The sequence below is a fragment of the uncultured Litoreibacter sp. genome, from assembly GCF_947501785.1.
Lineage (GTDB): Bacteria > Pseudomonadota > Alphaproteobacteria > Rhodobacterales > Rhodobacteraceae > Litoreibacter.
On sequence record NZ_CANMXB010000001.1, the window covers coordinates 414,685 to 431,713 of the forward strand.

General features: G+C 58.6%; 17 protein-coding genes. 9 read left to right on the top strand and 8 right to left on the bottom strand.

Features of this window, described 5'->3' with window-relative positions; genetic code table 11:
* Window positions 1-5: 5 nt before the first annotated feature.
* The 6 genes from Q0899_RS02090 to Q0899_RS02115 form a co-directional block, all read right to left on the bottom strand.
* Window positions 6-1,223 (bottom strand): DUF4147 domain-containing protein, encoded by a 1,218-nt coding sequence (locus Q0899_RS02090; protein WP_298292180.1) that lies wholly within the window; start codon window positions 1,221-1,223, stop codon window positions 6-8.
* Between the two features lie 76 nt (window positions 1,224-1,299).
* Window positions 1,300-2,592 (bottom strand): xylose isomerase, encoded by a 1,293-nt coding sequence (gene xylA / locus Q0899_RS02095; protein WP_298292178.1) that lies wholly within the window; start codon window positions 2,590-2,592, stop codon window positions 1,300-1,302.
* Window positions 2,589-4,025, bottom strand: a complete 1,437-nt coding sequence (gene xylB / locus Q0899_RS02100; RefSeq protein ID WP_299190985.1) for a xylulokinase — start codon at window positions 4,023-4,025, stop codon at window positions 2,589-2,591. Before xylB ends, xylA begins: the two co-directional genes overlap by 4 nt.
* A gap of 1 nt (window position 4,026) precedes the next feature.
* A complete protein-coding gene (locus Q0899_RS02105; RefSeq protein WP_298292174.1) occupies window positions 4,027-4,779 on the bottom strand; it encodes an ATP-binding cassette domain-containing protein in 753 nt (250 codons plus the stop codon).
* On the bottom strand, window positions 4,776-6,089 hold the full coding sequence (locus Q0899_RS02110; protein WP_298292172.1) for a sugar ABC transporter permease: 1,314 nt from the start codon (window positions 6,087-6,089) through the stop codon (window positions 4,776-4,778). Before Q0899_RS02110 ends, Q0899_RS02105 begins: the two co-directional genes overlap by 4 nt.
* Before the next feature lie 138 nt (window positions 6,090-6,227).
* Window positions 6,228-7,259: a substrate-binding domain-containing protein gene (locus Q0899_RS02115; protein ID WP_298292170.1), complete on the bottom strand. Its 1,032-nt coding sequence runs from the start codon at window positions 7,257-7,259 to the stop codon at window positions 6,228-6,230.
* Window positions 7,260-7,522: 263 nt separating this feature from the next.
* On the opposite strand from Q0899_RS02115, the gene Q0899_RS02120 reads away from it, so the two are divergent.
* Together Q0899_RS02120 and Q0899_RS02125 are read left to right on the top strand one after the other, a co-directional pair.
* Entirely contained in the window at window positions 7,523-8,782 is a 1,260-nt protein-coding gene (locus Q0899_RS02120) for an ROK family protein (RefSeq protein ID WP_299195185.1), read from the top strand.
* Window positions 8,779-10,266, top strand: coding sequence for a CRTAC1 family protein (locus tag Q0899_RS02125; protein WP_298292167.1), 1,488 nt, complete (start codon window positions 8,779-8,781; stop codon window positions 10,264-10,266). The genes Q0899_RS02120 and Q0899_RS02125 overlap by 4 nt, the downstream gene beginning before the upstream one ends.
* Window positions 10,267-10,275: 9 nt before the next feature.
* Here Q0899_RS02125 and Q0899_RS02130 read toward each other — a convergent pair whose 3' ends face one another.
* Window positions 10,276-11,589 carry a cytochrome c peroxidase gene (locus Q0899_RS02130; RefSeq protein ID WP_298292165.1) on the bottom strand — a complete coding sequence of 438 codons (1,314 nt, stop codon included), beginning with the start codon at window positions 11,587-11,589 and terminating at the stop codon, window positions 10,276-10,278.
* A 393-nt stretch (window positions 11,590-11,982) separates the two neighbouring features.
* On the opposite strand from Q0899_RS02130, the gene Q0899_RS02135 reads away from it, so the two are divergent.
* The 7 genes from Q0899_RS02135 (at window position 11,983) to Q0899_RS02165 (ending at window position 16,437) form a co-directional block, all read left to right on the top strand.
* Window positions 11,983-12,609: an ATP-dependent Clp protease proteolytic subunit gene (locus Q0899_RS02135; RefSeq protein ID WP_298292163.1), complete on the top strand. Its 627-nt coding sequence runs from the start codon at window positions 11,983-11,985 to the stop codon at window positions 12,607-12,609.
* Between the two features lie 180 nt (window positions 12,610-12,789).
* A complete protein-coding gene (clpX, locus tag Q0899_RS02140) occupies window positions 12,790-14,055 on the top strand; it encodes an ATP-dependent Clp protease ATP-binding subunit ClpX (protein ID WP_298292161.1) in 1,266 nt (421 codons plus the stop codon).
* A 10-nt stretch (window positions 14,056-14,065) separates the two neighbouring features.
* Window positions 14,066-14,599 carry a hypothetical protein gene (locus Q0899_RS02145; protein ID WP_299190986.1) on the top strand — a complete coding sequence of 178 codons (534 nt, stop codon included), beginning with the start codon at window positions 14,066-14,068 and terminating at the stop codon, window positions 14,597-14,599.
* An 11-nt stretch (window positions 14,600-14,610) separates the two neighbouring features.
* Window positions 14,611-14,994, top strand: a complete 384-nt coding sequence (locus Q0899_RS02150; protein WP_298292157.1) for a RidA family protein — start codon at window positions 14,611-14,613, stop codon at window positions 14,992-14,994.
* Window positions 14,995-15,077: 83 nt separating this feature from the next.
* A complete protein-coding gene (locus Q0899_RS02155; protein WP_299190987.1) occupies window positions 15,078-15,464 on the top strand; it encodes an NADH:ubiquinone oxidoreductase subunit NDUFA12 in 387 nt (128 codons plus the stop codon).
* A gap of 23 nt (window positions 15,465-15,487) precedes the next feature.
* On the top strand, window positions 15,488-15,937 hold the full coding sequence (gene mlaD / locus Q0899_RS02160) for an outer membrane lipid asymmetry maintenance protein MlaD (protein ID WP_299190988.1): 450 nt from the start codon (window positions 15,488-15,490) through the stop codon (window positions 15,935-15,937).
* A 29-nt stretch (window positions 15,938-15,966) separates the two neighbouring features.
* Window positions 15,967-16,437: a DUF2155 domain-containing protein gene (locus tag Q0899_RS02165; protein WP_298292151.1), complete on the top strand. Its 471-nt coding sequence runs from the start codon at window positions 15,967-15,969 to the stop codon at window positions 16,435-16,437.
* On the opposite strand, the gene aat is transcribed toward Q0899_RS02165, so the two are convergent.
* Complete coding sequence (gene aat, locus Q0899_RS02170) at window positions 16,340-16,966, bottom strand: leucyl/phenylalanyl-tRNA--protein transferase (protein WP_299190989.1); 627 nt, start codon at window positions 16,964-16,966, stop codon at window positions 16,340-16,342. The two genes, Q0899_RS02165 and aat, sit on opposite strands and share 98 nt — an antisense overlap.
* Window positions 16,967-17,029 lie beyond the last annotated feature (63 nt).

Below are 17,029 nucleotides of genomic sequence, written 5' to 3' on the forward strand. Positions count from 1 at the left end.
GAGGCTTAGCGTTTGAGCAGGATTTGAACGTCTGCCACGTTGGTACCTGTGCCACCTGTGATGACCAGATCGCCAGAGGATGCGAGCGCGGCATATGCGTCATTGTTGGCCAGCCGCGCGTGGGGGTCCGTCATGCGGGCCGCGCTTGATGCGTCGACCAGACCGCCTGCCGCATCCGTTGGCCCGTCGCGCCCATCGGTACCACCGGACAGGAACACCCAGTCGCCTCCGATGCCCGCAAGAGCCATACGCAGGGCGAGATCCTGATTGCGGCCGCCTTTGCCGGTGCCGGTTAGCGTGACCGTGGTCTCGCCGCCGAACAACAGCGCTGCGGGGCCCTCTGTCTCATGGGCGATCTGTGCGAGGCGTGGGGCGACATCGGCCACGTTGCCTTCAAGGCGGTCATCGACGATGACCGCGCCCGCATGAGCGTCCCGCATCGCTTCTAAGCTTTTGCGGTTGGAGCAGATCAGCATGTTTTCAGCTTCGGGCGGTCCGTCGTCGTTGCTGTCCGTATCAAGATGGCTTTGCACCGAGGCGGGCAGTTGTTCCCAGAGCGATGCGAGCAGTTTTCGCGCATCGCTTTTGGTGCCGATCGGGGCCACGGTTGGGCCGCTGGCGATCACCCGCAGGTCGTCGCCGACGACGTCAGAGAGGATGTAGGCCTCAACCTTGGCCGGGGCCGCCATGCACGCCATGCCGCCGCCTTTGAGTTGGCTCAGTTGCTGACGGACAAGGTTCATCTCGGTGATGTCGAAACCCGCACCGAGCAGGACTTCAGACGTCCTGGCTTTGTCGGCAAGCGAGACACCTTCGACTGGCAGAGGAAGCAGAGCCGACCCGCCACCTGAAATCAGCGCGACAATACGGTCTCTTGCCGAGGTGCTTTTGAGCAACTCCGCCATTGCAGTCGCGCCAGCCAGCCCGTTCTCATCAGGCACTGGGTGGCCCGCAGCCAAGACCGTTGCGCCTTCGATGTCGCGCGCGTTTTCGTAATTGGTGACCACCAGTGCTTCGGCGGGTCCTTCCGTCATGGCCAAGGCTTGCTCCATCATGGGGCAGGCCGCCTTGCCGACGGCGATGAGGATCAGGCGGCCATTCTCGGGCGCGCTGAAGGGAGAAGTGACTTGCGCGGCGAGCGCTTTGGCCGGGTCAGCAGCTTCGATTGCGACGTCGAAAAGGCGCAAGGCCTCGGCGCGCAGGTCTTTGATTGTGTCGCTCATTGCCCCTCCCTTGTGATGGGGCATGTTATGGCAAAGACTGGTGCGGGCTGAAATACCCAAAGCTGGGGAGCGACGGTCAGGTGAAGCGATTGACGAGGTTTTCCAGAATTTCCTGCTGGCCGGAGCGGGGGGACGGGTTGATGTCATCAGCTGCGACCTTGGAGGCAATGCCTTCGAGCGTGCCATCGAGATGGTCCGAGCTGTCCCACCCAGCATATCGCGCCGCACGCTTGGCTTCGAGCTGACCGTCTTCCAGCAGTGCAGCGGCGGCTTTCAGACCACGCGCGCAGATATCCATGCCGCCGATATGGGCGGCGATCAGATCCTGCGGATCGAGCGACTGGCGGCGCAGTTTGGCGTCGAAATTTGTCCCGCCGGTGATAAACCCGCCCGCTTTCAAAACCTCGTAGTAGGCCAATGCAACCTCGGGCGTGTTGTTGGGGAATTGATCCGTGTCCCACCCCGATTGGTAGTCGTTGCGGTTCATGTCGATGGATCCAAAAATGCCAAGCGAGGAGGCCATGGCCAGCTCGTGCTCAAAGCTATGGCCGGCGAGGATGGCGTGCCCTTGTTCGATGTTCATCTGAACCTCGTTTTCCAACCCGAACTGTTTGAGGAAGCCGTAGACCGTGGCAACGTCGTAATCATACTGATGCTTGGTTGGCTCTTGCGGCTTGGGCTCGATCAGGATTGCGCCTTTGAAGCCAATTTTGTGTTTGTAGTCGACGACCATCTGCAGGAACCGGCCAGCCTGTTCGCGTTCGCGTTTCAGGTCGGTATTGAGCAGTGTTTCATACCCCTCGCGACCGCCCCAGAGCACGTAATTTTCGCCGCCCAGCTTATGGGTCGCATCTATACAGGTTTTCACAGTGGCCGCCGAAAACGCGAACACATCCGGGTCCGGGTTGGTGGCCGCACCCGCCATGTAGCGGCGGTGCGAAAACAGATTGGCGGTCCCCCAAAGCAGCTTTGGTCCTCCGGCGGCCATCTTCTCGCCGAGGTAGTCGACCATTTCTTCTAGGTTCTTGGTGTTCTCGGCGAAATTGGCACCTTCGGGACGGATGTCGGCGTCATGGAAGCAGTAGAAGGGGACGCCAAGGATATCGAACATCTCGAAGGCCTCGTCAGCCTTGAGCTTGGCCAGCTCCATTGTGTCGCCGAACCACGGGCGTTCGAAGGTTTGCCCGCCGAAGGGGTCGCCGCCGGGCCACGCGAAGGAATGCCACCACGCGCAGGCGAAACGCAGGTGGTCTTCCATCCGTTTGCCCATCACCATTTCGTCCGGGTTGTAGTGGCGGAAGGCCATCGGGTTGGTGCTGTCTGCGCCCTCAAAGGTTGCTTTGTCGATGCCTTGGAAAAAGTCGGTCATGAAAGGGTCCTTAAGGCGTTGTAGGTTTGTCTGTAGCGTTGGTGCGCGGCGGAGAAAGCATCCTGCAAAGACGCATCCGGCTCAATCGTTGCCGCGACTTTCGGTGCAGTTGCCAGTGTGGTGTCGCCTGTCGCGCCCATCATGCCGAGACGTGCAGCCCCGAAAGCGGCGCCGAAATCGCCCGAGACGGGGATTTGGATCGGCTGACCCAGAACCGTTGCCATGATCTCCAACCAGACGCGGGACGCGGAGCCGCCGCCAACGGCAATGAGCGTGTCGATTTGGGTGCCGGTTTGTGCAAGGGCGTCGGCAGAGTCCTTCAGAGCAAAAGCAACCCCCTCCAGAACCGCGCGGGTTCCTGCCTTAAGGTCAGTTTCGTGTTCCAACCCGATCAGTGCACCTCGGATTTGGGCGTCATTATGTGGCGTGCGCTCCCCGCCGAGATAGGGGAGGAAGCAGGCACGGCCGGGGGCCTCAATACCCGTGAGCGCTGAAGTCAGGTCAGCGGCGTTTGACCGGGTCAGCCGCGCGTACCATTCGAGGCTATCCGCGGCGGAAAGGACGACACCCATCTGATGCCAGGTCCCGGGGAGTGCGTGGCAGAACGTGTGAACTGCGCTCGCCGCGTCGGGGCTGTATGACGGCGTGGCCGCAAAGAGCACGCCGGAAGTCCCCAGCGACAGGAATGCCTGCCCGGGCCGGGTCACGCCGCAGCCGACTGCGGTTGCCGCATTGTCTCCGCCGCCGCCTGCAACAGGTGTTCCGGCTGGGATGCCCCAGTTGTCGGCCAGGGCCTGTCTCAGACCTCCGGAGGGGGCGGAGCCTTCGACCAGGCTGGGCATGTGGTCGCGTGACAAGCCGGTGGCTGACAGCAACACATCCGACCAATCGCGCGCGCCGACATCGAGCCAAGATGTGCCAGCGGCATCCGACATCTCTGAAACGGCGTCGCCGGTGAACCAAAGTCGCAAGTAGTCCTTGGGCAGCAGCACTTTCGCTGTACGGTCAAAAATTTTTCGTTCGTTGTTATGCACCCAAGCGAGCTTGGGCGCCGTGAAACCGGGGAAGACGATGTTGCCCGTGACCTCGCGGAAATGCCGGTCCGCATCCATTTCGGCGGCCTCGGAATGGCTGCGCGTGTCGTTCCACAAAATACAGGGGCGCAGCACGTCGCCTGACTTGTCGATCAGGGTGGCCCCATGCATATGGCCCGACAAGCCTATGCCCTTGATTGCCGACAGGTCAGCCTTGCCCTGCAATTCGGCCATAACCGCAGAGGTCGCCGCCAGCCAGTCTGCGGGGGCTTGTTCTGACCAGCCGGGATGGGGGCGGGAAACGGTCAGGGACGCTTTGGCCTCGGCAATGGGCTCTTGATCCGCGCCGATCAGCAGCCCCTTTACCGAAGATGTCCCCAGGTCGAGGCCGAGATACATATCACGCCGCCCGTTTGGGGTTTTTGCCCATGATGATCATCGACAGGATGTCATCCTCGGTCACGTCCTCAACCCGTTCTGTCCCGATCAACGCGCCGTTTTTCATCACCGACACACGGTCGCACAGCTCCAGCATTTCGCGGGTGTCGTGGCTGATTAGAAAGATCCCCAGCCCTTGCGCTTTGAGCTCTTGGATCAGGTCGGCCACCATTTTGGTCTCATGCACACCTAAGGCAGCCGTCGGTTCATCCATGATCAGGATTTTGGCGTTGAAATACACTGCGCGTGCAATGGCGACGGATTGGCGCTGCCCGCCCGACAATGCGCTGACCGGCTCCTTCAGTTTCTTGAAGTTGGGGTTCAGGCGCGCCATGATCTTGGCGGTTTCTGCCGCCATCTTGGCGTCATCCACAAAGCCAATAGGTGAGGTCAGTTCGCGCCCCAGAAAAAGGTTTGAAGCGGCATCAAGATTGTCGGCCAGAGCCAGCGTTTGGTAGATTGTCTCAATATTGTGGTCGCGGGCATCGCGGGGCGAATTGATCTCGGCGTGCTTGCCGTTGATCAAGATTTCGCCGCCGTCCTTTTGATAGGCCCCCGACAAGATCTTGATCAGCGTCGATTTACCGGCACCGTTATGGCCGAGCAGTCCAACGACTTCACCTGGATACAGATCAAGACTGACATGATCCACCGCACGGATACCGCCGAACGAAATCGAGATGTCTTTGAGTTGAACGAGCGGGGTTTCACTCATTTCGAGTTCCTCCGGTATAGAATGTCGAGGAAGACGGCGATGACCAGCACTGAGCCCACGACGACCTGTTGAATAGCTGCATCAAAGCCGATCAGCACCATCCCCGTTTGCAGACTTTGCATCACGATTGCCCCGAGAATTGCGCCGTAGATCGTGCCGACGCCGCCAGCCAGTGATGTGCCACCGATGACCGCGGCTGCGATGACGTACAGCTCATCCAGCGTTCCAAGTGCTGCCGTCGCCGAGCCGAGGCGGGCAGAGGCCACGACCGCCGACAGGCCCGTCAAGAATCCCATCAGCGCGAAGATTTTGACCGTCATCCAGCGGGTGTTGATGCCCGCCAGCTCGGCGGCTTCGGGATTGCCGCCAATCGCGTAGACGTAGCGACCAAACTTGGTGCGCGACATCAAGATGGTCATTGCAATCGCGACGCCCACCAATATCAGCACCGGGATCGCGTAGCCGTGCGAGATAAATATCTCCTCGACCGGGGTCGTGATGCCATTGGCCTCTACGTATCTTTTGACGATACCTTTTGGCCATGGGTAGGCGTTGACCAGAAGCGTGGCTCCGATGACTGCGCCGCACCCGACAATGGCCAGAAAAACCTCGGCCCATGCGGGGCGCTGATGAAGCTCAAAATGCTTGCGCTTGCGTCGGCCCATGACGATCAGCCCGAGAACCGCGGCGCATGCCAGGGCGCAAACGATCCAGCTTCCGGCATATCCAATGGCCCCATAGGGTCCGCCGCCCAGCAATTTGAACGTCGCATCCACCGGCGAGATGGTCTCGCCACGCGCCACGAGGAAGCCGACACCACGCCAGACAAGCAGGCCGCCAAGTGTAACGATGAAGGCCGGGATAGTGCCGTAGGCAATCATGTAGCCTTGAAAACCACCGATGATCGTGCCGACGACCAAGCCAGCCAAAATGGCGATGACCCAGATCATCGGGTGCCCGAGGCCTAAGTATTGGGGCAGGATGTTGACCTGCAGGGTCCCCATGACGATGGCGATGAAGCCAAGCATTGACCCGACCGACAGGTCAATGTGACGGGTGACAATGACGAGCACCATGCCCGTGGCCATGATGCCGATGGACGAGGTCTGCACCGACAAGTTCCACAAGTTGCGCGGTGTCAGGAATGCGCCGAAGCCGTTGACGACCTGACCGTAGACGTGAAAGCCGACCCAGATCAAGGCAAGCGCCGCGAGCATGCCCAGAAGGCGCGTGTCGACCTCGGTCTCGCGCAAGAAGCGCGTCACCGCTCCGTCGGGTTTTTGGTCGCTGGCATTGGATGTGTCAGACATTGACTTGGCCTCGAAACAGTTTGCGCGTCGAGAGCCGTCTCTAGGTGAGGCGGGGCCAGATGCGCAGAAAAAAGGTTAGAAGGGTAGGGTGGCACCGGCGAGAGGAAGCCCGCCGGTGCCCTTGTGGTCAGTGAAAGCCTAGCAGCCGGCTACGCCGTCCTGTGCGCCTTCGCAGACTTTGTCTTTCGCGATGTGGCCCGCTTCGATCACCAGGTTGATATTGGACTGAGTGATCGGAGTTGGGTCCAGCAGGATTGCGTTCATCTCGACGCCTTTTGCGCCGCCGGAGAACTTGCCTGCGCCTTCAATGGCGTCCATGGCTGTGCCATTGGCCAGTGCCACAGCGATCTCGCCAGCGGCTGTGCCCAGATCGATGCTGTTTTTCCAAACCGACACGGACTGCGTGCCACGTGCAACGCGGTTCAGCGCCGCGTGGTCACCGTCTTGGCCGCCGATTGGGATGTTCAGACCCTGAGCTTCCAGTGCAGCGATCGAGCCGCCAGCCATGCCGTCGTTCTGGGACAGAACCGCGTCAACGTTGTTGTTGTTGGCAGTCAGGATCTGTTCCATGTTTTTCTGGGCGTTGTCTGGCTTCCAACCATCGGTGAAGGCCTCACCCACGATTGTGATGTCGCCGCTGTCGATTGCAGGCTGGATGACTTCCATCATGCCTTCCAGCAGGAAGCCTGCGTTTGGATCGCCCTTGTCCCCCTTGATCACTGCGTAGTTGCCCTTTGGCACTTCAGCAAAAACGGTTTCCGCGATGATGCGGCCCACGCCTTTGTTGTCGAATGTCAGGTAGAAGGTGCGTTGATCTTCAATCAGGCGGTCATAGCCGATCATTGGGATGCCTTCAGCTTCGGCGATATCCAGTGCCGGGCCGATGGCGTCCTTGTCTTGCGCCAGAATAATCAGAGCGTCTGCGCCTTGTGCGATCAGCGCTTCGATGTCTGTCAACTGCTTGGACGCAGAAGATTGCGCGTCAGCGGAAATGTATTTCGCGCCAGCAGCGTCCAAAGCGGCTTTGATCGCTGCTTCATCAGTTTTCCAACGCTCTTCTTGAAAGTTGGACCAGCTGACGCCGATGGTTTTCGCATGGCCGTCGGCCAATGCTGCTGTTGTTGTGAAGCCGGCGAATGCAATCGCGGCTACGGTCAATGCCTTGCGCATGAATATCCTCCCAAAGTTTCTTGTCAGGGGTGCCTCCTGCACGGACCTGACAGCCCCGACTCGAATCGAGGCAGTATCAACATGGACATAATTAATTCAGCTGTCAAAATTAATTTGACCGCAAACCGCAAATCGCGCAGGTTTGACATCGGAGGCGCTCGGGAGTTTCCGATTTTTGGGTTCATTTCGGCAAGAGAGAAGCCAGATTTCAGAGAATCGAATAGGAAATAGTTTTGGACGTGAAAGAAAAGCCGCAACGCAGCATGAATGCCGCAACACAGCATGGCTCCGCGCTGGAGGGATGCGGCCCAGTTCTGCCGTCCGGCGGGCGCGCTCCGAAGCCGCTACGCCAGCAAATATTTGAGCGTGTGCGCGCAGCAGGGCAAACCCCACGCATAGATGTGTCGAAGGATTTGGGAATTTCACCCGGCTCGGTGACCCAACTGACTTCAGAATTGATAGCCCACAACCTGGTGGTGGAAGCTGAAACGTCTCACGAAACGAGCACGCGCGGACGCCCGCCAGTGGCTCTGGAGGTTGCTCCGGACGCGGGGTACGTCGTCGGTATCAAGCTGGGCGACTTCAATCACTCCGCCGTCATTGTTGATTTCGCAGGCAAGCAGGTTGCCGAGCTCGACTGTGCCGCAGCGGCCCAAAAACACGAAGTGGACGGACTGCTTGTTGAAGCGGAGACGCTGTTGGCTCGGTTAATCAAGTCCGCTGACATGACCCATGACCAGATTTCGGGAGTTGGCGTCGGCCTTGCCGGGATGGTGGACCATGATGCCGGCCTTGTCCCCTGGTCGCCATTGCTGTCGTCACGCAATGTTCCGTTGCGCGATCTTTTGACAGAGCGGCTGGGACTTCCCGTCTACATAGACAATGACGCCAATATGCTGACCCTTGCCGAGCTTTGGTTCGGGGCGGGGCGTAACAAGCAGTCCTTTGCGGTTGTGACCATCGAATATGGTGTCGGCATGGGGTTGGTGCTGGACAACAGGCTGTACCGCGGCTCGGGCGGGCTGGGGATGGAGCTGGGGCATACGAAGGTTCAACTGGATGGTGCGTTGTGCAGGTGCGGAAACCGAGGTTGCTTGGAGGCCTATGTGGCGGACTATGCCTTGGTCCGGGAGGCCCGCATCGCGCTTGACATGAAGGCAGAACAATTCGGTCCGGTACAAGTCATGCTGGAAACCCTTTACGATCAGGCCAAGGCCGGAAATGAAAGGGCGCGCACCATATTCAGGCGGGCTGGTCGGTACCTGTCGGTGGCCTTGAGCAATGTGGCTCATTTGTTTGATCCCAGCCTGATTATTCTGTCGGGTGAGCGGATGCAGTATGACTACCTCTATGCCGAAGACGTGCTGTCGGAAATGAAGGCCCTGACGTTGGACAAAGGCCGCGACGGGCCGGAAATTGACATCAATGTCTGGGGTGGCTTCGTTTGGGCCCGCGGCGCGGCAGCTCTGGCGCTTTCGGCCACGACTGATGAGCTTCTTGGCGACGGCTGGGCAGAAGCGTGAGGGCTCTTTTTCTTTGCCTCGTGCCCGGGGTCGCCTTGGCGGACCCTGCGTTTGAGCCCCGACCGTTGCCGATCGAACATGTGTATTCTGGCGGCTGGGAACATTTCGTTGGCGGCGGTGTTGCGGTTCTGGATTGCAATGGTGACGGGTTCGACGACCTCTTCATGGCCGGGGGGGCGGCGCAGTCTTCATTGTTGATCAACACTACAAAGACGCAGGGTGCCGATATCACCTTTCGGCAGCATCCTGTGTCGCTGCGCTCCGGGGTGACCGGCGCGTACCCGTTGGACTTTGATAGTGACGGCACCCTGGATTTGATGGTGTTGCGTGTAGGCGAGAACATCATCTTGGAAAACGACGGCGCATGCGGCTTTTCCAGAGCCAATGAAAAATGGGGGTTGGATGGGGGCGACCGCTGGACCACGGCATTTTCTGCAACCTGGGAGGCTGGACAGGATTGGCCGACACTGGCGTTCGGCAATTACGTGGATCGTGATGATCCGGACGGCCCTTTCGAGGCCTGCGACAGCAACGCCTTGTTCCGCCACGACGGATCGACTTTCGTCAAGACCGTCTTGCAGCCCGGATTTTGCGCCCTTTCCATGCTCTTTTCGGATTGGAACAGAGATGGCACCCAGGATTTGCGTGTCTCAAACGATCGCCATTACTATGTCAGTGGCGGGTCAGAGCAGATGTGGGCGATGCCCGGGCTGACGCTTATGAACGGCGACGGCTGGGAGCCGATTAGCATTTGGGGAATGGGCATTGCGTCGCGTGATTTCACAGGCGATGGGCGGCCGGAGGTGGTCCTGACATCGATGGGCGACCAACTGATGCAGATTTCCGGTGAGTCCGGTTATTCTGCTGCACCGTTCAGCATCGGAACTTATGCCCAGCGTCCCTACATCGGCGACGAGGGGCGACCTTCGACCGGGTGGCACGCACAGTTCGCCGATGTGAACAACGATGCTCGGGCCGACCTGTTCATAGCGAAGGGCAACGTGGATCAAATGCCCGGCATGGCAACGAAGGACCCCAACAATCTGCTGATCCAAGGAGAGGACGGGACATTTGTCGAGCGGGGCGACATCGCAGGTGTCGCCAGCGTGGTGAGGTCGCGCGGCGCGGCGCTGAGTGATCTCAACCGCGACGGTCTGCTGGACATCGTGGTGGTAAACCGAAGGGCACCGGCCGAGCTGTACCAAAACCTAACGCCTAATGCCGGAGGCTGGGTCGGGGTTGCCCTTCGTCAAAGGGGGTCCAACACACAAGCCGTTGGGGCCTGGGTTGAGATGTCTTCCGGCGGGGTGACCCAGACTCAGGAAGTGACCGTTGGCGGGGGCCACGCCGGAGGCCAATCCGGGATGCTTCACTTTGGGCTCGGAACGCAAACATCAGCCTCCCTTCGCGTTCTTTGGCCTGATGGGGAAACATCAGATTGGATAGACGCGACATCCGGCCAGGTGATCAATTTCGACAGATAGAGGCCGACCTTATCGGTCTACTTTCAATCCACTTGGAACCGATTGCGGGATGCCCAGACGCCCCTCTAACGCAACGCGGTCTTCCAATGTGTGGAGGAAGGCCACCAGCTGCGCAACTTCCAGATCGTTCAGATGACTTGTGAAGATCGTTGCGGCGTCTCGAATGGCCGCGACTTCCGCTGGCCGGTCCATGACCCACCAATCATCTGTGTCCAGAGGCGGCAGAATGGCGGTGTCGCGCGCAAAATTGGCGAGTGCGAAATAGGGATCAACATGCGCCCGGATAAAGTCGCCAAGATCAGCATAGGCCCCCGTATGCCCATAGGGCGCGGTTTTGGTCACGTTTCTCAAGGATGGTGTACGAAACTTGTAGGCGTCACCGTCTTTGCCGGTTACCCGCATCCGGCCAATGTCGCGGCTATGGCTCTCAAAGCGCGCGGCTTTGCCGGGACCGAACTGGGGAACGCCAGTCGCGTGAAATCCGTGATCCGTCTGGAACGTGCCGGAATGGCAGGTCGCGCATTCGGCGTCACCATAAAACAGTTCCATCCCGGCCGTCGCATCTGCCGGCAGCGTGCCGCCACGCAGGAACGCGTCAAACGGACTGTCGTCGGAACGCCACTCAAGCTCAATGAATGCTGCGATCGCGTTGGAAATATCGGTAAACGCAATTGGATGACCACCTTCAATATCGGGGTATACTGCCTTGAATTTATTTCGGTATTCCTCAATCGAGGACACCCGCTTCGAGATGATGTCCCATGCCCCGCCATCCCCAGTGATGCGTCCGGAACGTACAGCTTTGGAGACGTCATTTTCGCTGTAATGGCCGGCCATTTCGTCCGGACTGAGGACCGGAAACATGGTCTGGGCCGACAGCAGCGACGCGAAACCCTGCGTCATGTCCTCATCCATCGGCGTGCGAATGCCGCCAGGCTTCGTCGGATCCTCTTCGATCCTGCCGTCATGGAACATCACGGTGAATTCCCGTGCCCCAAGGTTGAAAAGGGCCTGGGCGTGGCGCGGGATGCGTTGTTCCGGCATGTTCTTCGGGTCGGACCGGCGTTCGGGCCCCAGACCAACCCCACCTTCGCCCAGCGACAGGGACACTCCGTCACCCGTGGCAAAATTCGGATGGTGGCATATCGCGCAAGAAATATTGCGGTTGCCCGATAGTATCGGATCATAAAAGAGCAATTGCCCCAATTCGGCTTCGGTGCGGTCTACTGGCCTATAGTCGGTGTCCAGGGCAGGCGACGGAAGGTCCGCCGCCGACAACGGAAACGCCACAAGAGAGGCGATTGCGAAGGCTTCAAATTTCATCACACTGGCTCTCCGAATAACTCAAAAGGAAGCTTACCTAACGTCTTGAAAACGACAAGAGGAAAGCCGCGAAACTATCAGATTTCACTCAGAAAATAGGGCTGCGACCGATTGTGGATTCCTGTCCCGCATCTGGCACGAATTCTGCCAGCGTGGTGCGCGCGGCGGCGCGGGTTGGTTAAAACACTGTGGGGTTCGGTCTCTCAATTTTCAATTGCTCTTGACGGTAGCGGCGGCACCCCCCAATTCAAGGTAGGCGTCTGGCTCATCGGTGAGGGCGGTTTGCCCCCCTTGCAGCCGGATTCTTCCGCAACTAACGTCATCTTCACAATTCGCGCGTATCACGCGCCATAACCGCACCCGGTGCAGACACATATACAGGCAGGCAGCGCTATGACCGATCCAGTTGAAACCTACATGAACCTCGTCCCGATGGTGGTCGAACAGACAAGCCGCGGCGAACGCGCTTACGACATTTTCTCGCGCCTGTTGAAGGAGCGGATCATCTTTCTGAACGGGCCGATACATGATGGCATGAGCCAGCTCATCGTTGCGCAATTGCTTCATCTGGAAGCAGAAAATCCGACCAAGGATATTTCAATGTACATCAACTCGCCTGGCGGTGTGGTGACGGCTGGACTGTCCATTTACGACACGATGCAATACATCCGGCCGAAAGTGTCCACGTTGATCGTGGGTCAGGCGGCGTCGGCCGGGTCGCTGCTGGCGGTCGCCGGCGAGGCCGGGATGCGTTTCTCATTGCCAAACGCGCGGATCATGGTGCACCAGCCGTCCGGCGGCTATCAGGGTCAGGCAACGGACATTCTGATCCACGCAGAAGAGACCAAAAAGCTGAAGCAGAAATTGAACGAAATCTATGCAAAGCACACGGGTCAAACGGTTAAGGCAATCGAGAAGGCGCTTGAGCGGGACAACTTCATGTCGCCAGAAGAAGCGCTCGAATGGGGCCACATTGACGAGATCGTGACCAATCGGACGAAAGAAGACGAGAAGTCGTAAAATTTGAGCGCTGGGCGTTCATTGTTTCTTGCGGGCGTTGCGGTAAAGACTCTGGGCCGCCCGCAAGGTTGTTTTTCGGATTGTACCTCCCTAGCGGCTGGCCTAACCTGAATCTCAACGACGAAGCGGGCGCATGAATTTGCGTGCAAATACTGGCGATACCCCAGATGAGGTGGTGTGATGGCGAATAATTCCGGTGATAGCAAAAACACCCTCTACTGCTCATTCTGCGGTAAGTCGCAGCACGAGGTGCGCAAGCTGATCGCGGGCCCGACCGTTTTCATTTGTGATGAATGCGTCGAGCTCTGCATGGATATCATTCGCGAGGAAACGAAGACCGCTGGTCTGAAGTCCTCGGACGGGGTTCCGACACCGCAGGAAATTTGTGATGTGTTGGATGACTATGTGATCGGGCAGGGGCACGCGAAGCGGGTTCTGTCTGTCGCCGTTCACAACCATTACAAACGGCTGAACCATGCGGCGAAGTCCGGCGATATCGAACTCGCCAAATCAAACATCATGCTGATCGGTCCGACGGGCTGCGGTAAGACATTGTTGGCACAAACTCTCGCACGGATTTTGGATGTTCCGTTTACCATGGCAGATGCCACGACGCTGACCGAAGCCGGTTACGTGGGCGAAGACGTTGAAAACATTATTCTGAAGCTATTGCAGGCTTCCGAGTACAATGTGGAACGCGCGCAGCGTGGCATCGTCTATATTGATGAGGTCGACAAGATCACACGCAAGTCCGACAACCCGTCCATAACCCGCGATGTGTCGGGCGAAGGCGTGCAGCAGGCGTTGCTGAAAATTATGGAAGGCACCGTGGCCTCCGTGCCGCCGCAAGGCGGACGCAAGCATCCGCAGCAAGAATTCCTGCAGGTCGACACCACAAACATCTTGTTTATCTGCGGTGGGGCCTTTGCCGGTCTTGAAAAGATTATCGCACAGCGGGGCAAGGGCTCTGCCATGGGCTTTGGTGCCGACGTGCGTGACGAAGACAACAAAGGCGTCGGTGAGTTCTTCCAGGATCTGGAACCTGAAGACCTGCTGAAATTTGGTCTGATCCCCGAATTTGTGGGCCGTCTGCCGGTTATCGCGACACTTGAAGACCTCGATGAAGAAGCGCTTGTCACGATCTTGACGCAGCCGAAGAACGCGTTGGTCAAACAGTATCAACGCCTGTTTGAACTTGAAGACGCCAAGCTTAACTTCACCGAAGACGCCCTGTCGGCTATCTCGAAGCGGGCGATCGAGCGCAAGACCGGTGCACGCGGGCTGCGGTCGATCTTGGAAGACATCCTGCTGGACACGATGTTCGACCTGCCGGGGCTGGATGGTGTCGACGAGGTTGTGGTCAATGAAGAGGCCGTTGGCCGCGAGGCCAAGCCATTGGTCATCTACGGCGAGCAGAAGAAAGAGGCGGAAGCCGAAGCCAGCTAAGGCGGGCAAAATGCTTAAGGATTTGAAAAGGTCGGCCCTTCGGGTCGGCCTTTTTGTATTGATGGTGGCCGCCCTGCCGTTCGTTCTTCTCTTCGCTTGGCACATTAACAACGTCTTGTTCGCGAACCCTCGTTATGCCGCAGAAGTCTTTGAGCAGTTCCTTGACGAGTTTGCTGTTCTCGAAAGCCGACGCTGGCACCCGATAGGTGGACAATTTCGATGGGATTGCACCTTCGCAATCGTGGGCCTGCCTGAGACGGTCCCGGATAGCCCGCCACAACGCAAACGAGCGGACACCTGGACGAGTTGGCAACTAGAGTGGGGTGGAAACGATTGGCGCCCGACACCTGCCGCACCACTTCCTACAAATACCCGCGATGCCATTGGATCATGCGCGCATAACTGGGCTCCGCTTGTCGCTGATCGCATCGGAAAGGCGCTTGCGCAGCCGGGGTCTTTTGTCATCATCGGGCCGAGTGGCGAATCCGTCCATTTGTATTCAAAACCCTACAAAATCGCGGCGCGGGTCCGATTTGGCGATTGAGGAGAGACCACATGACCATCAAACGCATCCATTCTGGTGGCGCTTTTGAACCCAAAGTCGGCTATTGCCGGGCAGTGGTTGCGGGCGACTGGGTCCATGTTGCCGGGACAGTTGCCGCGCCGGGACCGGATGGCGAACCGCCAATGGGAGCCGCGGCACAATGTGACAGCGCGCTCAACATCATCTCCAGTGCATTGGAGGAGGCAGGCGCGGACTTCTCAAAAGTTGTCCGCGTGAGTTACATGTTGCCGGCCGCCGAAGAGTTTGAACAATGCTGGCCCGCACTTCGCGCTGCCTTCGGTGACAACCCGCCAGCCGCCACAATGCTTGAATGCGGGCTGATTGACCCCAAATACCGCATCGAAATTGAGGTAACGGCCTATATCGGCGGCTGATCTCCGCAGCTTTCGTACGGCTTGCCACTGGACCTTGTCGCGCCCATGGGCCATATCTAACCCAACGCATTCGGAGGCACCTCATGGGCATTCTTAACTCTATCCTGCGCGCTGCGACCTGGTGGGATGGGCAGACGCTGAACACGCAATTCTTCACATGGCGCAATGGCGTGAAAGTGGGGGAGGATGCCGAAGGCAATATCTTTTACCAGTCCAAGGACGCCAAGCGGCGTTGGGTTATCTACAACGGCGAGGCCGAGGCGTCGCGCGTGAGCCCTGATTGGCACGGCTGGTTGCATCACACATACAAGGACGCGCCAACCGACGCGCCGCTGGCCCACAAGTCCTGGGAAAAGCCGCATCACGAGAACCTGACCGGCACGGCCATGGCCTATGCGCCATCTGGGTCTATCCGCAAATCGGGTGGCAATGAGAAGCGCGACTATGAGGCGTGGTCGCCGGAAGGTTAGGGCAGGCTGCGGGGCTGGGCACAATGGCACAGAACACTACAGAGGTACTTGTCGGCACCGGCGTTCTTGCGGTCGCTGCAGGCTTTTTGATTTACGCAGCGGGACTAACCGGTTTTGCGGCAACCACACCGGACAGCTACAATCTGAATGCCAGCTTCCGCTCGGCCGAAGGGGTCGGGGTCGGCACCGAGGTGCGTATGGCCGGGGTCAAGGTGGGCACTGTTACCGGGCTGGACCTCAACGCTGAAACGTTTCGTGCCGACACGACCTTCACCATGAATCAAGGCATTGAGATCCCTGATGACAGCGCGATCTCAATCTCCTCCGAAGGGCTTCTGGGCGGCAACTTTGTCGAGATTATTCCGGGCGGATCGCCATTCAACATCGACCCCGATGGTGAGATAGAAGACACCCAAAGCTCCGTTAGCTTGGTGACCTTGTTGCTGAAATTCGTGTCGGGCAGCGACGAGTGAGGCTTTCGGCTTTGATCCTTCTGGCGGTGATGGCATCGCCGCTTTCTGCGCAGACCACGATCGAGGGGGACAACACCACGATCCAGCTGGGCAACACCGAAGATATTACCACGCAGACACGGGCGCAGGTCTCCAGTGCGCCCGCCGCGCAGCTGCGGGGGCTGGATAAACTGTCAGGGGCGAGTGTCGATCTACAATCAACCAACCTCAAACCTGTGGAATTCGGCGCGCTTGAAATTACGATGCATGATTGCCGGTACCCCAAGGACAACCCATCCGGGGATGCCTATGTGCGTTTGACAATTTTGGACCGGGGTCTCGAAAAGCCAGTGTTTGATGGGTGGATGGTCGCGTCCAGTCCGGCGCTCAGCGCACTGGACCACCCGCGTTATGATGTTTGGGTTATTCGCTGCAAACTTGACGACCGGACACCGTCTGTGGTTGCCGGAGAAAGCTCGCCTCGCCCGATAATGCGGCCTGAAGGGCTTGGTGGTAACTAGCGCGGCTTATCTCGATGCCGCCGAGGCTCGCCAGATGGTCCGTCAGGAATTGGGTGTCAAACAGCTGATAGCCCCCGAATTTCAATCGGCTGACCAAATAGGCAAGTGCGATTTTGGACGCGTCGCGGTGGTGCGAAAACATGCTTTCCCCGAAATAGGCCGCCCGTAGCGTCACGCCATAAACGCCGCCCACTAATGCGTCACCGTCCCAGACTTCCACCGAATGTGCATGGCCCGCGTCGAAAAGGTCCATGTAGATTGCGACGATCTCATCGTTGATCCATGTCTCGTCGCGGTCCGCGCACCCCTCAATGACGCCAGCAAAATTTGTGTCGATGCGGATATCATATGGTTCGCGCAAAATGGTTTTTCGCAAGGATCGTGACATGCGGAATGCGTCCAGCGGGATGATGCCGCGTCGCTCGGGATCGACCCAGAACACACCCTCATCATCACGCGCCTCCGACATTGGAAAGATGCCGCGCGCGTAAGCGTTGAGGATCAAGTTTGGGCTCAGGTCTTTGGGCATGTTGTCCAGAAACTAGAAAAGGCTTTGCCACAATCTAGTGGCAAAGCCTCCAATCATAAAGTG